Here is a 21668-nt window from a genome sequence, read left to right as displayed (position 1 = left end):
TGTGCGACCCGCCGGAGCAGTCGGCCGGGCAGATCAGCGAGGCCATCGGTGCCAGCCGCGCCTCGCTGACCTCCAACCTGCGGCTGCTGTCCAGCATGGGGTTCCTCACCTGGCGCACCCGGCCGGGGGAGCGGACCGTCTACTACCGGATGGCCGAGGACGCCTGGACGGTCGTGGTGCGCAAGCAGATCGCCGGCGTCACCTCGTTCCTCGACATCACCCGCGACGGTCTGGATCTGGTCGGGCCGGACGACGATCGCGCCGCCCGCATCCACCAGGCCCACACCGCCTTCGAATGGATGGCCAGGGTTTTCGACAACGCGCCGGACCCGGGAGAGAACGTATGAGCAGGCATGCGATCGTGGTCGGCGGTGGCATCGGTGGGCTCGCCGCCGCCGTCGCCCTGCGGCGGATCGGCTGGCAGGCCGTCGTGCTGGAGAAGGCGGGCGAGCTGCGCGAGATCGGTGCCGGGATGTCCCAGGCCCCGAACGCGATGCGAGCGCTCGACGAGCTCGGCGTCGGCGAGCAGGCACGCGCGAAAGGGATCCCCACCTACTCCGCCGGTAATCTGCGTCTCCCGGACGGCCGATACCTGCAACGGGCCCGCGCGGGCGATCCGACGCCGCTGGTGGCCTTCCACCGTGCGGATCTCCACGGTGTGCTGCTGGAGGCGGTGCCCGCCGGCTGGGTGCGCACCGGCGCGGAGGTCACCGGCCTGCGGCAGGACGGGCCCGCGGTGACGGTCGCCTGGAACGGCGGCGAGGCCACCGTCGACCTGGTGATCGGCGCCGACGGCATCCGCAGCACGGTGCGCCGCCTGCTGTGGCCGGACGCACCGCCCCCGCGCTTCCTGGGCCGCACCGCCTGGCTGGGCGTCGCGAACGTCGGCGGGCTGCCCGGCAGCATCACCATGGGACCCGGCGGCTACTTCCTCATCCACCCGCTGAGCCGGGGCCGCGCCTACTGGGCCTACGTCACCACCGCCGACCGGCCCGAGGTCCGCTACGAGGAGGAGAAGGCGGAGGTGCTGCGCCGGATCGGCGGCTGGCACGACCCGGTCCCGGAACTGATCGCGTCCACCCCGGACGAGGCGGTGATCCACATCGACATCCATGACCTGGATCCGTTGCCCACCTACGTCCGCGGCCGGGTGGCGCTGCTCGGCGACGCCGCGCACGCGATGAGCCCGGATCGCGGCCAGGGCGCGGGACAGTCGATCGAGGACGCGGTCGTGCTCGCCGCGGCCCTCGCCGACGAGCCCGACGCCGAGGCCGCACTGCGCCGCTACGACGCCGCCCGCCGCCGGCGCACCCAGGCCACCGCCCGCGGAGCGCGCGCCGATGGGCACCGCACCACCTCGAAGGCCGCACATCGGGCCCTGGTCACCATGATCAGGCTCATGCCCGCGCCGCTGTGGCGCAAGGGCATCACCGCCGACGGCAACGCCACCTGGCGCTGGCAACCGCCCCGTCTGCCGTCGCCGGCCACGGACTCCTGAGACGCTAGGCGCTCCGGTAGAGGTCGGGGATGCCGTCGTGATCGGCGTCGGCGGTCTCGACCTCGTGGATGCGCCGGTAGACGCGGGCGCGCAGCCGCAGGATCACCGTGGCCAGCAGCGCCGCGGCCAGCGAGCCGGCAAGGACGGCGACCTTGACCTGCTCGCCACCGGACGCGCCGAACGCCAGGTCCCCGATCAGCAGCGACACGGTGAATCCGATGCCGCTCAGGATCGCCAGCCCCACCATGTCGATCCAGGCCAGCCCCTCGTCCAAGGTGGCGCGGGTGAAGCGGGACACCAGCCAGGTCGCGGCCAGGATGCCGAGCGGCTTGCCGACCAGCAGCCCGGCCACGATGCCCAGCGCGACCGGCTCGCCGAGCGTGTCGAACAGGCCGCCCAGCCCGCCGAGGGCGACCCCGGCGGAGAAGAAGGCGAAGACGGGCACGGCCACGCCTGCGGAGATCGGCCGGAACCGGTGCTCGAAATGCTCGGCCAGTCCCGCTCCCTCGCCAGGCGTCTTGGTGAGGACGGGCACGGTCAGGGCCAGCAGCACTCCGGCCACGGTGGCGTGCACACCCGAGGCGTGCACCAGCGCCCAGGTGGCGAACGCCAACGGCAGCAACGCCCACCACGCCCGCACCCCCCGCTGGACCAGCAAGGCGAAGACCGCGAGCGGCACCAAGGCGCTCACCAGCGGGAGCACCGCCAGCTGGGAGGTGTAGAAGACGGCGATGATGACGATGGCGATCAGGTCGTCCACCACCGCCAGGGTCAGCAGAAAGGTACGCAGCGCGTCGGGCAGGGACCGGCCGATCACCGCGAGCACCGCCAGCGCGAAGGCGATGTCGGTGGCGGTGGGGATGGCCCATCCCCGGGCGTCGGCCCCGCCGGTGACCGCCAGGTACACCAGGGCCGGCACCACGACCCCGCCGACTGCCGCCGCCACCGGCACCACCGCCCGCCGCACGTCGCGCAGGTCACCGGCGACGAACTCCCGCTTGAGCTCCAGCCCCGCCACGAAGAAGAAGATCGCCAGGAGCCCGTCCGCGGCCCAGGTGGCAAGGTCGAGGTTCAGATGCAGCGCGGCGGGCCCGACCTCGATCGCGCGCAGCTCCTGATACGTCTGCGCCCAGGGCGAGTTGGCCCAGATCAGCGCGGCCAGCGCGGCGGCGAGCAGCAACGCCCCGCCGATGGTCTCCTTGCGCAGGATGTCGGCGATGCGGCGGGCCTCTGGCCACGTGTTCCTGTCGAGCAGGCGTGAGGTGCTTCGGAGGGTGGGGCTGGGCATTGAGCTCCGCTCGTCTCAGGGGTCGGGTCGGTCACCGCCGACCAGACTTCCCGGCACACCCCTCAAGAACGTATCAGAACGCATAAATGGCCACATAACGGATTTATGCCTGCAAGGGGGGATCGGCCGTCAGCCGATGATCACCTTTTCCTCCGGCAGTTCGTAGCGGCGGGTGCGCTGCTTCAGGGCGAGCGCCGAGCCGAGCGTGAGGGGGCCGATGCGGCCGATGAACATCAGCAGGCTCAGCAGCGCATGTCCGGCCAGCGGGGTGTCGGCGGTGATGCCGGTGGACAGGCCGTTGGTGGCGAAGGCCGAGATCACCTCGAACAGCACCCGGTCGAGGTCGTGTGCGGTGATGATGAGCAGCAGCCACGTGGAGACGGCGACCAGGATGACGCCGAGCAGGCTGATGGACAGCGCCTGACGCTGGGTGGCCGCGGGCAGCCGTCGGTGGCCGATGTTGACCTGGTGCTCGCCGCGCAGTTCGGACCAGATCATGAACAGCAGGAAGCCGAAGGTGGTGACCTTGATGCCGCCCGCGGTCCCGGCGCTGCCGCCGCCGATGAACATCAGCACGTCGGTGACCAGCCAGGAGGACGGGTACATCTGGCCGACGTCGAGGGTGTTGAAGCCGCCGGAGCGTGGCATGACCGCGGCGAAGAAGGCGGACAGCAGCTTGCCGGAGTCGTCGAGCGGCCCCATCGTGGCCGGGTTCTGCCACTCGGTCATCAGGAACGCGAGCGTGCCGCCGCCGAGCAGCAAGGCGCTCAGGCCGACGGTGACGCGGGTCAGCACGGACCACCGGCGCGGGTGCCGCCAGGTACGCAGCAGCTCGAAGACGACGGGGTAACCGAGACCGCCGACGATGACGGCCAGAGCGATGGTGAGGCAGATCCACGGGTCGGTGACGAAGCGCATCAGGTTGTCCGGCCACAGGGCGAAGCCGGCGTTGTTGAACGCCGACACCCCGTGGAAGACGCCGAGGTAGACGGCCCTGCCCAGCGGCTCACCGTAGCCGGTGACGAACCGTACGGCGAGGACTGTGGCGACGGCCGCCTCGCAGATCAGGCTGAAGATCACCACCTTGCGCAGCACGTGCCGCAGGTCGGCGGCGATGACCGACTTGGTCTCCAGCTGGGCGGACAGCCTGGCCCGCAGGCCGATCCGGCCCGAGACGATGATCATGATCAGTGTGGCGAGCGTCATGATGCCCAGCCCGCCCGCCTTGATGAGCAGGACGATCACCACCTCGCCGAACACCGACCAGTGCGTCTCGGTGTCGACCACGACCAGGCCGGTCACGCAGACGGCGGAGGTGGCGGTGAACAGCGCGGTGAGCCAGTGGGAGTTGTCGCCCGCGGTGGTGGCCAGCGGGGTGCCGAGCAGCAGCGTCCCGATCAGTACGGCGGAGCCGAACCCGGCCGAGATCACCACGGCCGGATGCCGGCCACGGCCCGGCACGGCCGGATGACGCCGCATCATCGGCCTTCCCCGCAATACGGACCACCGTCGGACGAACTGTAACCGTCACTGCCCATCGGGGAGCCTCCGTCAAGTCACACGGCTGTAGACGTCGCCGACCAGGCTTCCCGGCACTCCGAGCCACACCGTAGCGCAATGCGGCGCACCACCAGGACAAAAGGGGCCATTCCGCCGAGGCCGCGGGAAGGGCATGACCGACAGGTCCGGGCCAGGCCGCGAGGCACATGGACGCGTTGAGCGGGAGGGGCCGACCGACCACTGTTCTCAAGCGCGCGATTTACGCGATGGAGGCGATCGACCTGGACGCGCCCGGTGCGGCGGGCGCGTCCATCGGCGCCACCGGCCGGGCTGCCGGGTGGGGTCCTGGCGCTGCTGTCCGTGCTGGGAGTGGTCGATCTTCCCTTGACCCGCTGATCGCGCACGGACTCCCCGCTGCGGTGCCGCTCGGAGCCGGACGGGCAGGGCGGAACGACGCGGCTCAGCTCCCGGCAGGCTCGGACCGGGGGCCTGCGGTCGCCTGATCGAGGTGGCCGTGAGCCTCCGCGGAAAGGTCCTGCCAGTCGGCCCAGGTCTTGAGCCGGTCGGCGTAGACCTGCTGGAGCATCGGGTAGAAGCCCTGGCCGAAGAGCACCCGCAGGGGCGGGTTGGCGGAGTCGACGATCTTGAGGAGAGCCTGGGCCGCGGCGGCCGGGTCGCCGGCGGGCTGCTTGTCCATGAACCCCGCCAGGCGCCGGCGGAGCCCGTCGTAGACCGGGCTGGGCTCGGCCAGGTGACCGTTGTCGAGGGGGTCGGGGTTCTTGCCGGACCTGGTGGCGAATCCGCCGGGCTCGACCACGGTCACCTTGACGCCGAAGTCGGCGACCTCCTGGGCGAGGGTTTCGTTCAGGGCTTCCAGGGCCCACTTCGAGGCTTGGTAGGCGCCGCCGAGCGGCATGGCGATGAGCCCGGCGGCCGAGGACAGCTGGATGATGTGCCCGGCGCCCTGCTCGCGAAGGTAGGGCAGTGCGGCCTGGATCACCCACACCGCGCCGAACAGGTTGGTCTCCAGCTGGTCGCGCAGGTGCTGTTCGGTCAGTTCCTCGATCGCGCCGATCTGGGCGTAGCCGGCGTTGTTCACGATGACGTCGAGCCGGCCGAAGTGCTCCCTGGCCCGTTTCACGCTCTCGAGGACGGCGGCCTTGTCGGTCACGTCCAGCGCGAGCGGGAGCACCGCCTCGCCGTAGGTGGCGACCAGGTCGTCGAGGCCGGCGGCGTTCCGGGCGGTGGCGGCCACCTTGTCGCCGCGGGACAGTGCGGCCTCGACGAAGCTGCGGCCGAGGCCGCGGGAGGAGCCGGTGACGTACCAGACCTTGCTCATATGTGCGTCCGTTCTTTCATCGGTGGCGGTCACGCGGCGCGCGGGTGGTGCCCGCCGCGATCCTGATGACCATGAGGCGCCGGCCGCCCGGATTCTGTGACAGGCCGGTCATGTGGCGAGCGCCACCGATCACGGGTGTCACACATCGGCGCCGGCCGGAGTCTCGTGCATAGAGCAGAGTCGAGAGCGACAGGCAGGAGCCGGCTATGAACGAGGGCAGCGAACCGACGACGGGCTCCGCGGAACCGCTCGCCGGCGGCGGGACGGATTCCGCCACCGAGGTGTTCGTCGCCCACCGCAACCTGCTGTTCACCGTCGCCTACGAGATGCTCGGCTCGGCGGCCGACGCCGAGGACGTCCTTCAGGAGACCTGGCTGCGGTGGATGAAGGCCGACCTGGGGCAGGTGCGTGACCACCGGGCCTACCTGGTCCGGATCACGACCCGGCGCTCGCTCGACCGGCTGCGCACCATGAGCCGCCGCAGGGAGGACTACGTCGGCTCCTGGCTGCCCGAGCCGCTGCTCACCGCGCCGGACGTGGCCGAGGACGTGGAGCTCGCCGAGAGCGTGTCGATGGCGCTCATGATCGTCCTCGAGACGCTGTCGCCGACCGAGCGCGCCGTCTTCGTGCTGCGCGAGGCGTTCGGGATCAGTCACGACGAGATCGCGGCCGCCGTCGGCAAGAGCCCCGCGGCCGTGCGCCAGATCGCGCACCGCGCCCGGCAGCACGTCGATGCCCGCCGCCCGCGCGGGGAGGTCGCTCCGCACCAGGCCCGGGCGGTGCTGGCGTCGTTCCAGGCCGCACTGGAGACCAGGGACCTGCAAGGCCTGCTCGACGTGCTCGCCCCGCAGGTCGTCCTGATCAGCGACGGCGGCGGCGTCAAGCAGGCCGCACCGCGGCCGATCACCGGCGCGGGCAAGGTGGGCCGCTTCATCGTCGGCGGCCTCGGCAAGGCCCAGGTCACGGTCACCAGTGACCACACGGTGGTCAACGGCAACCCGGCACTCGTCCTTCGCGTGGACGGCGCGATCGACGGCGTCATAGCGGTCCGTGTCGAGCACGCCCGCATCACCGGTCTCTACTACGTCCGCAATCCCCAGAAGCTGACCCGCGTCGAATCCGAGACCCCACTCACGCTGAGGTGACCCCCTCAGCCGCCGCCCGGCATCGCGATCGACATGGTGACGAGCCGATCCGGAGCGACCCGTAGCACGAACTCAGCCAGATCCACCACTGGAGGTCATCCATGGAAAACGTCGCCGGCACGCTCACCGGCCTGGAACTGCCGGTCGAGCGGGGCTGCCCGTTCGCTCCGCCCGCCGCCTACGCACGACTGCGCGAGCGGGCACCGATCAACAGGGTCCGGCTGACCAGCGGCACCGAGGCGTGGTGGGTGTCCGGGTACGAGGAGGCCCGGGCCGTCCTCGCCGACCCCCGCTTCTCCTCCGACCGGCGCAAGGACGGCTTCCCGCTCTTCAACCTCGACGCGGCGACCCTGCGGCAGCTGCGCGACCGGCCACAATTGATGATCGGCATGGACGGCGCCGAACACGCCGCGGCCCGCCGCCCGGTGATCGGCGAGTTCACCGTCAAGCGGCTGGCCGCGCTGCGCCCGCGCATCCAGGACATCGTCGACCGCTGCATCGACGACCTGCTCGGCGCCGGCCGGCGGCCGGTCGACCTGGTGCAGGCGCTGTCCCTGCCGGTGCCGTCCCTGGTGATCTGCGAACTGCTCGGCGTCCCCTACACCGACCACGACTTCTTCCAGAGCCGCACCACCGTGCTGGTGCGCCGGACCTCCTCGGCGGAGGAGCGCGGGCGCGCCTTCGCCGAACTTGGCACCTACATCGACGACCTGGTCACCCGCAAGGAGTCCGAGCCCGGCGACGACCTGTTCGGCCGGCAGATCGCGCGGCAACGCCGCGAGGGCGCTGTCGACCATGCGGGCCTGGTGAGCCTGGCCTTCCTGCTGCTCACCGCCGGGCACGAGACCACGGCGAACATGATCTCGCTCGGCGTGATCGGGCTGCTCACCCATCCGGAGCAGCTGGCCTCGATCACGGCAGACCCGGGCAGGACGCCCATGGCCGTGGAGGAGCTGCTGCGCTACTTCACCATCGCCGACGGGGTCACCTCCCGGGTGGCCACCCAGGACGTACGCATCGGCGGGGCGGACATCAAGGCCGGCGAGGGCGTCATCGTCTCCGGCCTGTCGGCGAACTGGGACCCGGCGGTGTTCAAGGAGCCGGCCGACCTGGACCTCGCACGCGGGGCCCGCCACCACCTCGCCTTCGGCTTCGGCCCGCACCAGTGCCTCGGCCAGCACCTGGCCCGGCTGGAGCTGCAGATCGTCTTCGACACGCTGTTCCGCCGCATCCCCACCCTGCGGCTCGTCACACCGGCCGAGGACCTGCCGTTCAAGACCGACGCCGTCATCTACGGGGTTCACGAACTCCCGATCACCTGGTAACGGCAAGGCGCCGGACTGCCCGTCCAGCCGGTCTGCCCGTCCAGGCTCCGCGTCACAGGCGCCGGCGGGCGAGGGGCAGTCCGGTCCGGGTGATCAGCGCCGCCAGGGTCGCCAGCACGGGCAGCCCCACCACCACGGCGATCAGGAACGGCCAGGGCACGGCGATCGTGGCGGGATCCCCGGCGCCGTGCGTCGTCATCGGCCGGCTCAGCGCCACGCCCGTCACCGTTCCCGCGACCAGCCCCACCAGCGCACCGAGCCCGGAGATGTAGAGCGCCTGCCCGGCCACGACCATCCGCAACGTCCCTGACGGCGCGCCGATGGCCAGCATCGTCGCCCGCTCGGGCCGCATGTCGGCGGCCGCCAGGCGGGTGGCGGCCAGCGTGCCGCCGACGACGAGGACGAGAGCGCCCACGAGCCAGCCCCACAGGCCGTGGTCCGGCAGGTGGCGGTAGCCCTCCTCGGAGGTGATCGTCACGCGGGAGGTCACCTTGCCCAGATCGGTCCCCAGCGTCGAGCCGGCCGGCAGCCGGTGCATGGCGTAGAGCTGGCGCTCGGCCGCCGCGAAGCCGGCCTGCTCGATCAGGGAGCGCGGCAGCAGGGCGCCCCCCTGGTGCTCGTCGGCGGGTGTGGCCACCACCGCCGGCACTTCGAGCTTGCGCGGGGGGCCGGTCGTGGAGCCCGCCCGCAGGGCGAGCTTGCCGTTCCGCACCGCGGTCGCGTCGAACACCACCGCCTTGCCGCCGGCCAGCGCCGCGGCGGCCTGCGGGTCGTGGCGTCCTTGCAGGAGCGTGAGCAGGGCCTGGTCACCGATGGCCGCCGTGCGGCGCGTCCGGGTCCCGTTCCATCGCACCGTGTACCGCAAGGCGTAGCGGCGGCCCTGGGCGTCCTTGGCGTGATAGCCGGCGGCCAACGGCACGCCCGGCAGGCGGCGGGCCGTTTCGGCGCGGAGCCGGTTCCAGGTCGCATCGCTCATGGGGCCGCCCCAGATCGCCAGCATGCCGGTCGGGCGCGCTGAGGTGTAGGCGTTGCGCCGGTCCATGAATTCGCTGTAGGCGCCGATGCCCATCGCCACGACCGTGGCCGTGACGGCCATGACGGCCGCCACCGCGCTGGCCGTACGGGATCGGTGGCGGACCGCGTCGCGGACGGACACCCGCAGGGGGAGCCGCAACCGCGCGGCCACCCGTCCCGTGAAGCGGACCAGCCAGGGCGTCAGCACCACCAGCCCGATCATGATCAGCAGCGCGGAGGACCACACCCAGACCGTGCCCGGCTGGCGCCGCGCCACCGCGGTCGCCCCCAGCCCGGCCAGCACCAGTACGGCCCCTGCCAGGGGCCATCCCGGCCGGTCGGCCATCGTGGGCGCGCGGCCGGCCAGCACGGTCACCGTGTCCTGCCGAGCGGCCTGCACGGCAGGCACGAGCGCCGCCACGATCCCGGTGAGCAGCCCCAGGGCCGCGATCCCGAGAACCGGCGGCCACGGCACTTCCGGCGGGCCGGCCTGTCCTCCCAGCCGCGCCACGAGCGGGGCGCCCAGCGCTCCGGCTCCGACGCCCAGGACCGTCGCCATGAGGGTGGCCGCACCGCCGAGGACCAGCCCGTCGGCCAGCACGATGGTCCGAAGGTGCCCGGCCGAGCCGCCCTGCGCCGCGATCTCGGCCAGTTCCCGGCGCCGTCGGCGGAGCCCGACCGCGAAGGCGGGCCCGGCCAGCAGCACGGTCTCCAGCACCAGCATGATCACCATGGCGCCGAGCCCGACGGTGTGCTGGACGTCCATCGAGGAGGAACGGGCCAGGGCGAGCTCCGTGTCCGCGATCGTGCCCGGGGAGGTGACGTACAGGCCGGCCCTGTTCAGTGCGGGCACCTCGGTCCAGGACACGGGTTTCGCGGTGTCGGCGAGCCAGCCGCTGCCCTCGTCGAACGGCGACCAGAATTCAGCCGGCGGCGTCAGCGGCAGATCCGGGCCCGCGACCTGCCGGAGCGCCGGCCGGTGCGGGTGCTCGACCACGCCTGCCACCGTCAGCGGCGCCCCGCCGGAGGGCCGCAGGAGATCGCCCGGCCCCAGGCCGAACGCGGGTGTCACCACGACCTCGCCGGCCGCCGGGAGCCTGCCTTCACGCAACGCCAGCATTCCCCTGGTGAGGGGATCGCGCAGGTCGGTCTCCAGCGCGTCGACCCGCTCGGTGCCGAGCTGGAGCTTGCCGGAGTTGAGGGGGATCACCCGGGCGCCCGGTCCGAGCAGCGCCGCCACCTCGGCGGCACTGCGTCGTGGCCCGGGCGCCTCGTCGCCGTTCGTGCTCCAGTTGCCCCCACCGGGCTCCTGGTGGAGCACCGTACCCGCGGGTGCCTGCTGGAGCCGGGCGTCGGCCGCACCGAGCTCGGCCACCAGCCCCTCCCGCGGAGAGACGGTCATGGTCGCGAAGTAGGTGAGCATCGCCGTGATCACCAGGACGGGCAGGCCGATCATCACCATGATGAGCGCGCTACGTCCGCGGGAACGCCAGGCGTTCCGCCGGGCGAGGCGCAGCGCGGCGACAACGGTGCTCATCGCGCGCTCACCAGCGATCCGTTCGCCGAATCCGTGATCATCCCATCGAGGAGGAACACCACGCGATCGGCCCAGGCGGCGTAGCGCGGCTCGTGGGTGACCAGCAGGACCGCCGCACCCGCATCACAGCGAGCCCGTAATGTCTGCAGGATCTCGTCGCCGGTCCGCGTGTCGAGCGCACCGGTCGGTTCGTCGGCCAGCAACAGGCGCCGCTCACCGACCAGAGCGCGGGCGATCGCGACCCGCTGCCGCTGGCCGCCGGACAACTCCTCGGGAAAGCGGTCGGCCAGGTCTTCCGCGTCGATCTCCGCCAGCACGGCCATGGCCTCCTTCCGGGCCAGGCGTGACCGCACACCGTCGAGCTCGCGCGGCAGCATCACGTTCTCCACCGCCGTCAGCGACGTGATCAGGTTGAGGTCCTGGAAGACGTAGCCGGCGCTGCGGCGCCGCAACGCCGCCAGATCGCGCACGGTGGCCAGGTCCTGCCCGTCGATGTGCACCGTCCCCGACGTGGGCCGGTCGAGCCCGCCCGCGAGGTTGAGCAGGGTCGACTTGCCGGACCCGGACGGGCCCATGACCGCGACCAGCTCTCCCGCCCCGACCTCGAGGCTCACACCCTTCACAGCGTGTACGGCCGTCGCGCCCTTGCCATGAACCCTGGTCACCTCGGCCAGCCGTACGACCGTCATCTTTCCTCCTTGAGAACGGCTTCACAGTGGTCCAGCCACCGCTGCTCGGCCTCGGTCCGGAAGATCATGGAATCGAGCACGAGTCGCTCGGCCGTGCCTTCCGTGGCGGCTCGCTTGGCCCTGGTCAGCTGCTGGAGGGCGCTCATGGTCGCCGTGCGCTGCATGCGGATGACCTCGGCGACGTCCACCTGCTTGGCCGCGACGGCCATGGCCAGCTTGATGACCAGCTCGTCCCGCGGCCGGTCGGACTGGACGACCGGGGTGCCGAACCATCGCCCCAGCTCCTCCAGCCCGGCCGCGGTGATCGTGTAGACGACCCGGCCCTGCTCGTCCGACTCACCCGGCCTGACCAGGCCGTCACGCTCCAAGCGGGACAGCGTCGTGTAGACCTGGCCGATGTTGAGCGGCCAGGTCGCCCCGGTCGACGCCTCGAACTCGACCCGCAGCTGGTAGCCGTGCCGAGGGCCCCTGCTGAGCAGGGCGAGCAGCCCGTGTCTTACCGACATGAATACTAAGTATGCATACGCAGTATGTGCTTCTCAAGGGATGAGCGTCATCGAATGGCGGCTGCCGTACCCGGCCAGGAGGTCTCACCAGTGCCGTTGCCATTCTGTGATCCGGGCATACTGCTACCGAATCGCACACAGGAGACGCCAACGCATGAATACGCCCCCATCGCCTCCATCGTTGTCTGGAGCGGAGCGGACCGATGGATCACCCGTCCGGATCGGCGCCCTCGTTCCGCTGAGCCGGCCTGGCTGGGTCGAGGCGGGCCGGCACTTGCTCGCGGGACTCGAGCTGGCCGTACGCGAGGTCAATGACGCCGGCGGGATCGTCGGAAGACCACTCGAGCTGGTGGTCCGAGACACCGCGGCCGATCCCCAGAAGGCCGCGGCGGCCGTCGATGAACTGGCTCGCCTGGGCGTGGCCGCCTTGGCGGGGGAGTATCACAGCGTCGTCGCTCGCGCCGCCGCGGCCCGGGCCGACGCCCTCGGCCTGCCGTTCCTGTGCTCGTCGGCGGTCCTCGACGCGCTCACCGAACAGCCGACGGACTGGGTCGCGCGCCTCGCCCCGGCGCAGTCCCACGGCTGGCGGATCTACGCGGACTTCCTCCTCAGGGCGGGCCACAGACGAATCGCCATAGCGGCCGAGCCGAGCGTCTACTGGGCGTCCGGGGCCCGCGTTCTGCGGGACCACCTCGCTCCACGCGGCGGCACCGTCATCGAACTCGACATGCGCGCGCTCGCCCCCACGGCCGTGTGCGACGAACTCGTCGACAATCGCGCGACGGCACTCCTTCTCCTGGTCGGTCAGCCGGAGCCGGCAGTGTCGATCGTCGAGTGTGTCCGCCATGACCGGCGCCTCGCCGAGATCATGATCGGTGCTCCAGCCGGGCAGCCGGAGTTCGCCGAATGGGCGACGTCGCTGGGCGACGACGGCACCGCGATCCCGTTCTTGCGCTACCTTCCCGAGCGTCTCGGCCCACTCGGCGTACGAGTCGAGACGGCCCTGCGCGAGCGGCTGGCCGAAGCGCCCTCCTTCGTCGCCTTCGAGGGCTATGACACGGTCGCCGTCCTCGCCGAGGTGCTGCGTTCGTACGGCGCGGACCGGGCGCGCATCGCCGAATCCTGGCCGCGCGTCGCGGTCGAAGGCACCCGCGGGCAGATCCGGTTCTCCCGCATGCCGGGCACCAGCGTCTGGCAATGGGCTTGGCCGCCGATCCACGTCGTTGATCGAGATCCGGCGGAACCCGGTCGCTTCCGGACCCTTCACACCGGCTGAGAGGGCACGTCCGGTCACCAGCGAGCCGCGATGACTCGCGGCAGTTCAACAGGCGAGCTCACCAGTGCCGAGCCGGCCATCCGTGGGATCACGGAGCGGCCGGTGCGGCCCACGCGACGAACTGGACGATCACGCCGTTGGGGTCGGTGATCTGGAAGAGGCGCTCACCCCAGGGCTCTGCGCCGCGCCTTCATCGACGCGGCCACGGCCGCCGACCCGGTCGCCCTGTCGGGGGTGTCGGCGACGAGCGCTTCGAAGAACGTACCGCCGCCGGCCCGCCCCAACGCCCCCACCAACGCGCCCACCGCCGCGGGCCCGGCTCGGCCCGCGGACGACCCACCGGCCTGCCCCCGGACGCTACGAGGCGCCCGTCCTGGTCGCCGCCATCAACGAATGGCTGTGACCAGCGTCGTCGAGAGCGATCCAGTAGCGGCGCTTGACCCCGATCCCAGTGCTGCGCACGTCCTCCAGGACACCGCCGTTGCTCTCGATGGTGCGCGCCGAACCGACGTTGCCCTCGTCACAGGTGAGAAGGACCCGGTCCAGCCCGAGCGCCGGCGCCCTGCGCAGCACCTCTCCCAGCGCCCACGTGGCCAGTCCTTGCCTTCTGGCAGAAGGCCGGATGCTGTAGCCGATGTGTCCGCCGCCTTCCAGCAGAACGGCGTTCAGATAGTGCCGAAGGTCGATGGCGCCGAGGTAGGTCTCGCCGTCGACGATCCACCAGTGGGTGGCGTGGACGTGCCCTTCCTCGACAGGCAGTGACCGGTCTGACTGCTGGCGCAGCTGCTCGACCCATGAGGCGAACGCTTCCGGAGTGTCGAGGTCCTCGTCATCAACCAGACGCAGGCCGGCCCCGTCCTGGTGAGCACCGGGCGGCCACTCGTCACGCGCTGTGAGCCACGAGGAATGCAGCTGTTCAGTGGGGGCGATCAGTTCGGTCATGCGATGGACGATAACATCCGCACCACCTGCGTAATCAGGCACTTTGTGCCGGATCGAGCCTGTGCGGGCACGGCGGGTTGTCTCGGCCGCGGCCGATGAGGACCCTAGCTGGCGGGTGGCCGTCCCCGCCGCATCACCTCGGACGGTGAGGACTTCACCGTCGCCACGGCGCTTTGGTCGGATGTGGTGCAGCCCCGCCGACCTGGACACGTCGCCACTCACACCGCTCTGAGCCCGACTTGACGGTGCTCCCGCCGGCCGGGATCGCCTTTGCAACAGCGGCGCTCTGTGGAGGTGCCGCAGAGGCCCCTCAGCGTTACTACGCGGCCTGAACAAACTCCCCAGAATCTCTGGAGGTTTCTGCCGCGCGCTGGCAGCCGACATCGCCGATCGGCCGTGCCCTCACGTCGAACCCGGGATGAGCACTGTTGAATACGAACCACGCGGGCCCCTCACGGGTGATCTCTACGGGCCCCAGACCGCCTCCCGGTAGCCAGGCGCGGACTCTCAGGCAATAGTTGTCCCCGAAGTAGACAGCAGCCGTGTACCGCCAGCCTGAATATTGCCCGGCCGGAATCAGGGCATCGTAACAACCCTGCCGGTAGACACAGGAGTTCGTCCTCCAAGCCTGGACGGCGCCGACGGCGATCGTGCTCGTATTGTGAACCCCGTTGTCCGTTGGTGAGGCCGTCGCTGCGGTGGGTGCCGCGCTGGTCAGAAGACCGGCCGTCAGGGCAGTCGTGGCAACCCATGCCATTTTCTTCATTTTCCCTCTTTCGTGACTTGTGATTTCCTGCTGGATCTTTGCGGCGAACCACATGACCCGGCAAAGCTGTACGTTCCAGCGCCCGCCGCTGATGTCCACTTTCGATGAACGGCACACGTAGATTCGCGCCCAGGGGAACCCCGGCCGTGCGCATTGCGGTTCTTCCTGCGATGAAGAACAGCTATTGCGAGAAAGGTAACGCTTTCGCTCCTGTGGCAACCAGGGCAGCAGCCGGACAACAACCGGACATCTCGCAGACATGCGAACCGGCCATGGTGCGCACATAAAATTAATGCGTAGGAGTCCAGGGTTGTGATGGATCGCTGCATGTCTTCCCGTCCGGCCGGTTCCAGTCGCGCGGGCCGATGTTCACAGTCCGGGACCAGGGCAGGATGCAGCGACGCCCGCTCGCGCCGGCCCGCAGCGCCTCGTACACCTACTGGTCCAGGTTGACCGTCGTCACCACGAGCACCTTGACCCGACGCTCCACCCCGGCGCCGGCCAGCAGGCAGGTGGCCTCGATGCCGCCGAGAACCGGCATCCGTACGTCATCACCACGATGTCCGGCGGGCGAGATCCACCGCGGCACGGCCGTCGCCGCACTCGCCCACCACCTAAAGGCCGGGCTGCGCACCCATGATCGTCGCGAACCCGGTGCGAACGATCGCCTGGTCGTCGCAGACCAGGACCCGGACCGGCGCGGTCACGACGGGCTCCCCGCGGGGATGCGGGCCCGTACGACGAAGCCGCCCCCCGCTTGCCGGTCGGCGCTGAACTCGCCGCCGAGGGCTTCGACGCGCTCCCGCAGCCCGGCCAGGCCCCGCCCGCTCCCGCCGGGAGCGGCGGCGGCCCGGGAACCGGAGCCGTCGGTGCTGACCTCCACGCCGATCTCCTTCTCGCCGTAACGCACGTGGACCACGGTGGGGCTGCTGTGGGCGTGTTTGAGGGCGTTCGTCAGGGCCTCCTGGACGACCCTGTAGGTCACGAACTCGGCGCTGCCCGCCGATTCCGCCGGGCGGCCCTCTTCGGTGAACTCCACCGGCTGCCCGGCCTGGCGGGTCTGCTCCACGAGCGTGTGGAGCTCGCCGGCGGAGGGCAGGCTGACGTCGGTGTCGTGATCGGCTTTGAGCAGGTCGAGCATGTGCCGCAGGTCGGTGATGGCCCGCCGGCCGGTGTCGGTGACGGCGCTCAGCGTCGCGTCGAGGCGATCGGGGGCGGCGGTCAGGTAGCGTGCCGCCTCGGCCTGCACGACCATGGCCGTCACGTGGTGGGTCACGACGTCGTGGAGCTCGCGGGCGATGCGGGTGCGTTCGGCGGCGCGGGTGGCCGCGGCGAGGTGGCGGCGGCGTTCGGCCTCGGCGGCGCGGGTGGAGCGCAGCCAGGCGCCGATGCCCCATGCGAGGGCCAGGGCCAGGTAGAAGACCACGTAGCCCTCCACCCTCTCGGTCGCGCCGAGCCGGCCGAGCGCGAGCGTGAGCGGCACGTACGCCATGGAGAGGACGACCACGGTGACGCGCCGGTGGCGCTCCAGGTGGGCGCCCGCGCTGATCAGCGCGATGGGCATCGCGTTGCTCGCGAACACGTGGTACGCGCGCACCTGGTCGAGGACGAAACCGAGCGACACCAGGACGAGGCACACGGCCGGCCACCGCCGGCGCACGGCGAGCGGAAGGCACTCCAGGGCGATCACCACGAACGCCGCCGCGTCGAAGGGACGGGCCGGCAGGTCGCCGACCTGCGTACCTTTTCCGTAGAGCGCCGGCAGGAGCGATAGGACGGCCAGCAGCAGCCCGAACGGTAGATCCCGGACCACGACGTCGCACCGCCGCCACAGCTCCGTGACCCGCCGTAAATCGATCATTGGGCGAGGGTAGCGGTCGTGCGGCGCCGCAGCGGGACCACGTTGCCGCGCCGGCGGGCCAGCCACATGAACACGGCCGTCAGCAGCAGGCCGAACACCACCGCGTACGGGCTCGCCTCCGGCCCGAAGTCACCGCCCGTGAGCAGGGCCGGGCCCGACGTCACACCGTTCAGCAGCCCCTGCGTCGCGCCGCTGCCCGAAACCTCGGTGCCGAAGATGCCGGCCGCTGCGAAGTTCCAGCCGAAGTGCAGGCCGATCGGCACCCACAGGGTGCGGGTGGCGGCGTAGGCGGCGGCGAGCATGCCACCTGCCTCGATCGCGATGGCGATCGCCCCCCACAGGCTGGCGTGCACGTTGAACAGGTGCACCAGGCCGAACAACACCGCCGTCAGCACCAGCGCCATCCAGGTGCCGGTGCGCTCCTCGACGATCCTGAACAGGATGCCGCGAAACAACAACTCCTCCGTCACCGCGGCGGCGGCCATGAACCCGACCAGCGCCACCGCGCCCGGCACCGAGCCCATACCGTCGATCCGGTAGCCGCCCAGGAAGGCGATGTTCAGGATGACGGCCGCGAACATTCCGACACCGATCACCATCCCGCGCACGGTGGCGGCGACGGCGCCCTTCGCGGCCACCTCGACCGGCGCCCGGCGCTCGGACCAGCGCACCATCCGGGCGTACACGAGCACGGCCAGCACGGCCGTCGCGACGCCGAGGAGCAGGGTGAGGAACGGGTTTCCCCGCACAGCGCCCACGATCGTGCCGCCGGCGAAGGCGACCACCGCGACGGGGACGAGCTGTTTCAACAACCGCATGACGACTCTCTTACGTGGGGGCTCTGCGGCGGGGCGCCGCCGCTACGCAGGGAAACGTTAGAGATTCGGCGGTCGGGAATCGTCCCCGCACGGTGGACATTCGCGAGTAGCTCGCACGGGGGACAGGCGCGCACGCGCTTCGTCGTACGACGCCGCCGCGGCGCCCACACCGGACGTCAGCCGAACGTCAGAGCGCGACGACCGCGGCTCTTCGCGGCCCTTCCCGGCCCTTCCCGCACACCACACTTGTCCCCCGCACGAGCTACCGGCGAATGTCCACCGTGCGGGGATGATCTCGGACCGCCCCGTTCCGTAGCGTTACGGCCCAGCCACGGCGCCTCGTCTGAGTTTCCCGCTACACCGCCGTGCGCATCACCCCGGCGTCGACCCCCTCACTGGAGGACCTCATGCCCCGCAAGATCAAGACAACCATTGTGGCCGCGCTGTGCTGCACCGTCCTCGGCGCGGGGGCCGCCGGCTGCGATGGCGACGCGATGGAGAACTGGGACCCCCTCGCCCCCGCCACGCGGACAGCCGATGCCGCCCCGATCTCCGGAACCACGAAGATCGATGTCGCGGGCCGGTCGGTGAACGTGTCCTGTTCGGGCGCCCCGGAGAAGGGCAGGCCGGTCATCATCCTGATGCACGGGGGAGGCGATGGGCTGGACAAGCTGGCCGCCCTCCAGCAGAGCTTGAGCAAGCAGAACCGGGTGTGCTCCTACGACCGGCTCGGCGCGGGCGCCAGCGACCAGCCGGACGGCCCGCAGAACTTCGCCAGCACCGGAAAGGTTCTGACCGGCGTGCTCGATCGGATCGCCGCGGACAGCCCGGTCGTCCTGGCCGGGCACTCGCTGGGCGGGCTGATCGCCGCCAGGTACGCCCCCGACCACCAGGACAGGGTCAAGGGGCTGGTCCTGATGGACGCCACCCCGCCCACGATGCTGGCCGACATCTCCAAGTCGATCCCCGAGTCCGCCAAGGGGCCGGCGGCCGAGGTGCGCACGCAGAACCTCGCGATATTCAAGGGCGAGAACCCGGAGAAGCTCGTCATCACCGACGGGAAGGTCCGTTCCGCCGGGAACATCCCGGTGGAGGTGATCCAGCACGGCAAGCCGTACCTCGCGGCCGTCCCCGAGTACGGGCAGCGCCTGGAGCAGGCGTGGACCGCAGGCCAGCGCAAGTGGCTCGCGCTGTCCAGCCGCAGCAAGCTGAGCACGGCCACGAACAGCGGCCACTACATTTACGTCGACCAGCCCGATGCCGCCGTCCAGGCCATTGAGCGCGTCACCGCGCAGGTCGCACGTCAAGCGCATGGTGCGTAACCCGCCGGTTCGACGCTCCGCCGCGCGGGCGGTGAGGCGTTCCCCGTTGCGCGGTGGGCGATGTCGGCCCTCTGCTCGTCGGTGAAGGGCGCGTCCTCCAGGAAGGAGCGGGCGGCGCCGTCGCTGGTGCCGATAGGGGAAGCCGCCGGGACGAAAGCCGTAGGCGAAAGGTAGGCGGTGGAGCACAGCATCCGATGGAGTACGGCACCCGGTGGGCATCCGGTCGGTGCCTATGACCTCGGCGGTCCAGCACAGGTAGCGGGGGCTGTTGGTGCCGCTGCCGGCGACCCAGAAGTTCTGCTTGAGGTAGCCCGCGAGCGGCCACGCGCTGTCCCGGTCCCGATCATCGATTCAGTCAGACCGGCCAACCTTGACATACGCCGACGAGACCGACTCGGCGGCGTACCCCACGAATACGTACATGCCGCTCGATCTGCGTGGACGGGGCTTTCAGCAGGCACACGCAGCAACGACTCATGCAGAGATCGCTGTTGGACCACAGCTGGTCTTCAACCCGCGAGCTTCGACGAGAACGGGCGGGATTCCGTGAGACTGGCGGCCCGCCCGTACCTGCGATATCTGCCCTGGTCAACGGCCGGAACCGCTCCTCAAGACCGAGTGCCCCTGCGAGGGACCCAGAAGAAGGGAACACGTCGAGACGGCTTCTGCGCAGCCTGCCGATGTAGACAGAGACCGGAGCAGACGGGCGAAGATCGAGGCTGTGAGGCCACTCCCACGGCGCCACGCGAAGCCGCCATCGTCGGCGGGTGGACGACGACCTTGATCGATGCTTCGGCCGAAGTATCTGACGGGACCGAGGCGCAAACAAGGCAGGGTGGCGCTGGCGTGTCACCGGCTGTGGAGGAGGCCGGGGGCCCTAAGAGCGGGGTGGCATAGAACGTCAGCGTGATGCTGTGCGTGGTGCGCTCGGGCTGCTCGTGGCGCTATCAGCCCACAGATCTGCCGTCCTTTCTACGGAATCCGACTTGTCGAGTTCTACTCGTTTGCGGTGTTTGACGGCTCGCCCTCGTCGTTGATGAGACGTATCCCAGAGCGGCGAAGGTGGTTGGTGTCGAAGTTGAGAGGCCAGGCTGTCGTGGCGTCGGCCAGCGCGCCAACCAGTGTGGCGTCAGCGAGATTGGTGCCGCGAAGATCGGTCCCGCGGAGATCAGCCCTACTGAAGTCGGTTCCCCTCAGAGTTGCACCCTCCAGATGAGCACCACGGAGGTTGGACTCTACGAGGCTGGCGTTCTCGAGATTCGCCTGCCGGAGGTCGGTCGACTTGAGGTCGCTATGATCCAGCCGTATGCCGCGTAGCCAGGCCCGCGCAAGATTGGCGTGGCGTAACTGTGTGCCGATCAGGCGCGCCCCGTCCAGTTGGACACTGCGTAGGTCCACGCGAGATAAGTAGAGTCCTCGTGCTTCTGGCGACGTAGGACTATTCCCCAGCACCTCCATAGCGGTCTGAATGTCAGGAGCGCGGACATGCAGCCAGGGCAGATGTTGATCCACCGCGGTGGTCGGATGCTCGGGGCCGTCGGGCATGCCGACCGGCCAGGCTGCATGGGTGCGAATGAACGCTCCGAGGATGAACTGGACTGTGTTGCGATCCGACGGGGAGTTATCAGCGATGCGTCGCAACGCGTAGATACCGCCGACGCGGACATCGGTGTTGTCGCTTCCAAGTTGGTCGACAGCCCGGGTGAATCGCTCGGTGATCTGTCCTTCGCGGTTGACTTGCACCTGCCGCCAAGTCGCCACCGCACCAGCGACGACCAGCAAGCCAGCGACAGCCTGGAGGAGGGTAGAGCGTGCATTGTTCTGCAGCTGAGACTGTGCCTGTTGCAGCTGGATGCGGGTATCAGCGCCTTTCACTCCGCTGAGCTGGGTATCGGTCAAAGGCGGGTAGAGCAGGTGCGGCAGCAGCGTGAGAGCGCCGAGCACAACCAACAGGAAACATGCGACACCAACTGCTGTGCGCCAAAAGGCCGCTCCTATCATAGGGTCCTCTTATCACGTCGATCGGCTTCGCGGCTTGCAGTCGGCTGTTTTGTCTCTTCATCTGACCTGTGAGCGCGGCTGATGGTGCTGGCCTGTGCCGGGTTCTAGCGGCCCGGTTGAACACCCTGCCATTCCCAGAGACGAACGTGTTCGGGGAAGTGCGATCACACACTCTGCTGATCCGGATCCGGCGGCAGAAGCAAACCGCCGAGCATCTGGACGAGGCGCGCGAGGACATCCTGGCCTTCGCCGTCTATCCCAAGGCGGTGTGGCGGCAGGTCTGGTCCATGGGAGGGGCGGGGAATCTGCCTCCGCCCAACGATGTCCTGGTCGCAGTCAAGATTCCGTTGTTGCGCCGGTTGCTGTACCAGGCTGGCAAAGTCCTGGTGGGACTCACCACCATGATCGCGATCGATAGGCGCATCCGGCCACCGATGATGTACTGATCGGTCTAGGAGTCGAAGCACTGTACGACGTGGTTCCGACTCCCGAAGATCACGAGGCTGAGATACGCAAACTGCAACTAGAAGAGCAGCGGGCAAAACGGCTAAGGCTCGGGCCGAGGAGAGAATAGCTCAGTCGGAGGCAGAGCGGTGGGGCCGAACAGCTGATTGAAGTTGCCCGTGATCATCGGAAACTCTGGTTAGAGGTCCAGAATATAGGAGACCCGCGTAGTAAAAGTGGCCACGAGAGACCAGCAGAGCGCCGTGCCTGAGCCTGAATCCACGGCTTGATTCTTGGTGATCATTTCTCGGTCCAATTCGTCGACGAGGACCGTTCCCGCAGGTAGAGGCCTTGGTTTCAGAGCGTGAGGCACCTGCCGTGCTCGGGTCGCGGCTTG

19 protein-coding genes and 1 pseudogene are annotated in these 21668 nt (G+C 70.0%); 7 read left to right on the top strand and 13 right to left on the bottom strand.

From position 1 onward, the window contains the following. Window positions 1–347: GbsR/MarR family transcriptional regulator (locus tag ACTWPW_RS56470; protein WP_443173889.1), on the top strand; the 347-nt coding region annotated here is incomplete at its 5' end. Further along, window positions 344–1498, top strand: coding sequence for an FAD-dependent monooxygenase (locus ACTWPW_RS56465; protein WP_443173888.1), 1155 nt, complete (start codon window positions 344–346; stop codon window positions 1496–1498). The genes ACTWPW_RS56470 and ACTWPW_RS56465, both read left to right, overlap by 4 nt. A gap of 4 nt (window positions 1499–1502) precedes the next feature. Here ACTWPW_RS56465 and nhaA read toward each other — a convergent pair whose 3' ends face one another. The 3 genes from nhaA to ACTWPW_RS56450 all read right to left on the bottom strand — a co-directional run bounded on the left by nhaA (window position 1503) and on the right by ACTWPW_RS56450 (window position 5625). Continuing rightward, the gene (gene nhaA / locus ACTWPW_RS56460) at window positions 1503–2786 is read right to left on the bottom strand and encodes a Na+/H+ antiporter NhaA (protein WP_443173887.1); all 1284 of its coding nucleotides are present in this window, start codon (window positions 2784–2786) and stop codon (window positions 1503–1505) included. Window positions 2787–2915: 129 nt separating this feature from the next. Beyond that, window positions 2916–4268, bottom strand: a complete 1353-nt coding sequence (locus ACTWPW_RS56455) for a TrkH family potassium uptake protein (protein WP_375113000.1) — start codon at window positions 4266–4268, stop codon at window positions 2916–2918. Between the two features lie 478 nt (window positions 4269–4746). Next, the gene (locus tag ACTWPW_RS56450; RefSeq protein WP_443173886.1) at window positions 4747–5625 is read right to left on the bottom strand and encodes an SDR family NAD(P)-dependent oxidoreductase; all 879 of its coding nucleotides are present in this window, start codon (window positions 5623–5625) and stop codon (window positions 4747–4749) included. A 206-nt stretch (window positions 5626–5831) separates the two neighbouring features. On the opposite strand from ACTWPW_RS56450, the gene ACTWPW_RS56445 reads away from it, so the two are divergent. Together ACTWPW_RS56445 and ACTWPW_RS56440 are read left to right on the top strand one after the other, a co-directional pair. Further along, a complete protein-coding gene (locus ACTWPW_RS56445; protein WP_443173885.1) occupies window positions 5832–6770 on the top strand; it encodes an RNA polymerase sigma-70 factor in 939 nt (312 codons plus the stop codon). Window positions 6771–6871: 101 nt separating this feature from the next. Then, the gene (locus ACTWPW_RS56440; protein ID WP_443173884.1) at window positions 6872–8095 is read left to right on the top strand and encodes a cytochrome P450; all 1224 of its coding nucleotides are present in this window, start codon (window positions 6872–6874) and stop codon (window positions 8093–8095) included. Between the two features lie 52 nt (window positions 8096–8147). Here the strand turns inward: ACTWPW_RS56440 and ACTWPW_RS56435 are convergent, their stop codons facing one another. From ACTWPW_RS56435 to ACTWPW_RS56425, 3 genes are read right to left on the bottom strand one after another with little or no spacing between them, the layout of a single operon-like run. Beyond that, on the bottom strand, window positions 8148–10646 hold the full coding sequence (locus ACTWPW_RS56435; protein WP_443173883.1) for an FtsX-like permease family protein: 2499 nt from the start codon (window positions 10644–10646) through the stop codon (window positions 8148–8150). After that, entirely contained in the window at window positions 10643–11335 is a 693-nt protein-coding gene (locus ACTWPW_RS56430) for an ABC transporter ATP-binding protein (protein WP_443173882.1), read from the bottom strand. The genes ACTWPW_RS56435 and ACTWPW_RS56430 overlap by 4 nt, the downstream gene beginning before the upstream one ends. Beyond that, window positions 11332–11841 carry a PadR family transcriptional regulator gene (locus tag ACTWPW_RS56425; protein ID WP_375113006.1) on the bottom strand — a complete coding sequence of 170 codons (510 nt, stop codon included), beginning with the start codon at window positions 11839–11841 and terminating at the stop codon, window positions 11332–11334. Before ACTWPW_RS56425 ends, ACTWPW_RS56430 begins: the two co-directional genes overlap by 4 nt. A 40-nt stretch (window positions 11842–11881) precedes the next feature. Between ACTWPW_RS56425 and ACTWPW_RS56420 the strand changes: the two genes are divergently transcribed. After that, complete coding sequence (locus ACTWPW_RS56420; protein WP_443173881.1) at window positions 11882–13117, top strand: ABC transporter substrate-binding protein; 1236 nt, start codon at window positions 11882–11884, stop codon at window positions 13115–13117. 164 nt (window positions 13118–13281) lie between these two features. Here the strand turns inward: ACTWPW_RS56420 and ACTWPW_RS56415 are convergent, their stop codons facing one another. The 6 genes and pseudogenes from ACTWPW_RS56415 to ACTWPW_RS56390 form a co-directional block, all read right to left on the bottom strand. Continuing rightward, window positions 13282–13413, bottom strand: coding sequence for a hypothetical protein (locus ACTWPW_RS56415; protein WP_443173880.1), 132 nt, complete (start codon window positions 13411–13413; stop codon window positions 13282–13284). Between the two features lie 61 nt (window positions 13414–13474). Beyond that, complete coding sequence (locus ACTWPW_RS56410) at window positions 13475–14059, bottom strand: GNAT family N-acetyltransferase (protein WP_375113008.1); 585 nt, start codon at window positions 14057–14059, stop codon at window positions 13475–13477. 319 nt (window positions 14060–14378) lie between these two features. Beyond that, a complete protein-coding gene (locus tag ACTWPW_RS56405; RefSeq protein ID WP_443173879.1) occupies window positions 14379–14924 on the bottom strand; it encodes a hypothetical protein in 546 nt (181 codons plus the stop codon). Between the two features lie 340 nt (window positions 14925–15264). Then, window positions 15265–15532: pseudogene (locus ACTWPW_RS56400) on the bottom strand (response regulator); the annotation flags it as partial. Continuing rightward, a complete protein-coding gene (locus ACTWPW_RS56395; RefSeq protein WP_443173878.1) occupies window positions 15529–16686 on the bottom strand; it encodes a sensor histidine kinase in 1158 nt (385 codons plus the stop codon). The gene ACTWPW_RS56395 and the pseudogene ACTWPW_RS56400, both read right to left, overlap by 4 nt. After that, a complete protein-coding gene (locus ACTWPW_RS56390; protein ID WP_375113010.1) occupies window positions 16683–17504 on the bottom strand; it encodes a CPBP family intramembrane glutamic endopeptidase in 822 nt (273 codons plus the stop codon). Before ACTWPW_RS56390 ends, ACTWPW_RS56395 begins: the two co-directional genes overlap by 4 nt. Window positions 17505–17911: 407 nt before the next feature. On the opposite strand from ACTWPW_RS56390, the gene ACTWPW_RS56385 reads away from it, so the two are divergent. Further along, window positions 17912–18826 (top strand): alpha/beta fold hydrolase, encoded by a 915-nt coding sequence (locus ACTWPW_RS56385; protein WP_443173877.1) that lies wholly within the window; start codon window positions 17912–17914, stop codon window positions 18824–18826. Between the two features lie 996 nt (window positions 18827–19822). Here the strand turns inward: ACTWPW_RS56385 and ACTWPW_RS56380 are convergent. After that, window positions 19823–20770, bottom strand: a complete 948-nt coding sequence (locus tag ACTWPW_RS56380) for a pentapeptide repeat-containing protein (protein ID WP_443173890.1) — start codon at window positions 20768–20770, stop codon at window positions 19823–19825. A 125-nt stretch (window positions 20771–20895) separates the two neighbouring features. On the opposite strand from ACTWPW_RS56380, the gene ACTWPW_RS56375 reads away from it, so the two are divergent. Next, entirely contained in the window at window positions 20896–21273 is a 378-nt protein-coding gene (locus ACTWPW_RS56375) for a hypothetical protein (protein WP_443173891.1), read from the top strand. Window positions 21274–21668 lie beyond the last annotated feature (395 nt).

This window comes from Nonomuraea sp. KM90, from assembly GCF_052246675.1.
Taxonomy (GTDB): Bacteria; Actinomycetota; Actinomycetes; order Streptosporangiales; family Streptosporangiaceae; genus Nonomuraea.
Note: the sequence above shows the minus strand (reverse complement) of the source record. Positions and strands in the feature narration are given on the sequence as shown.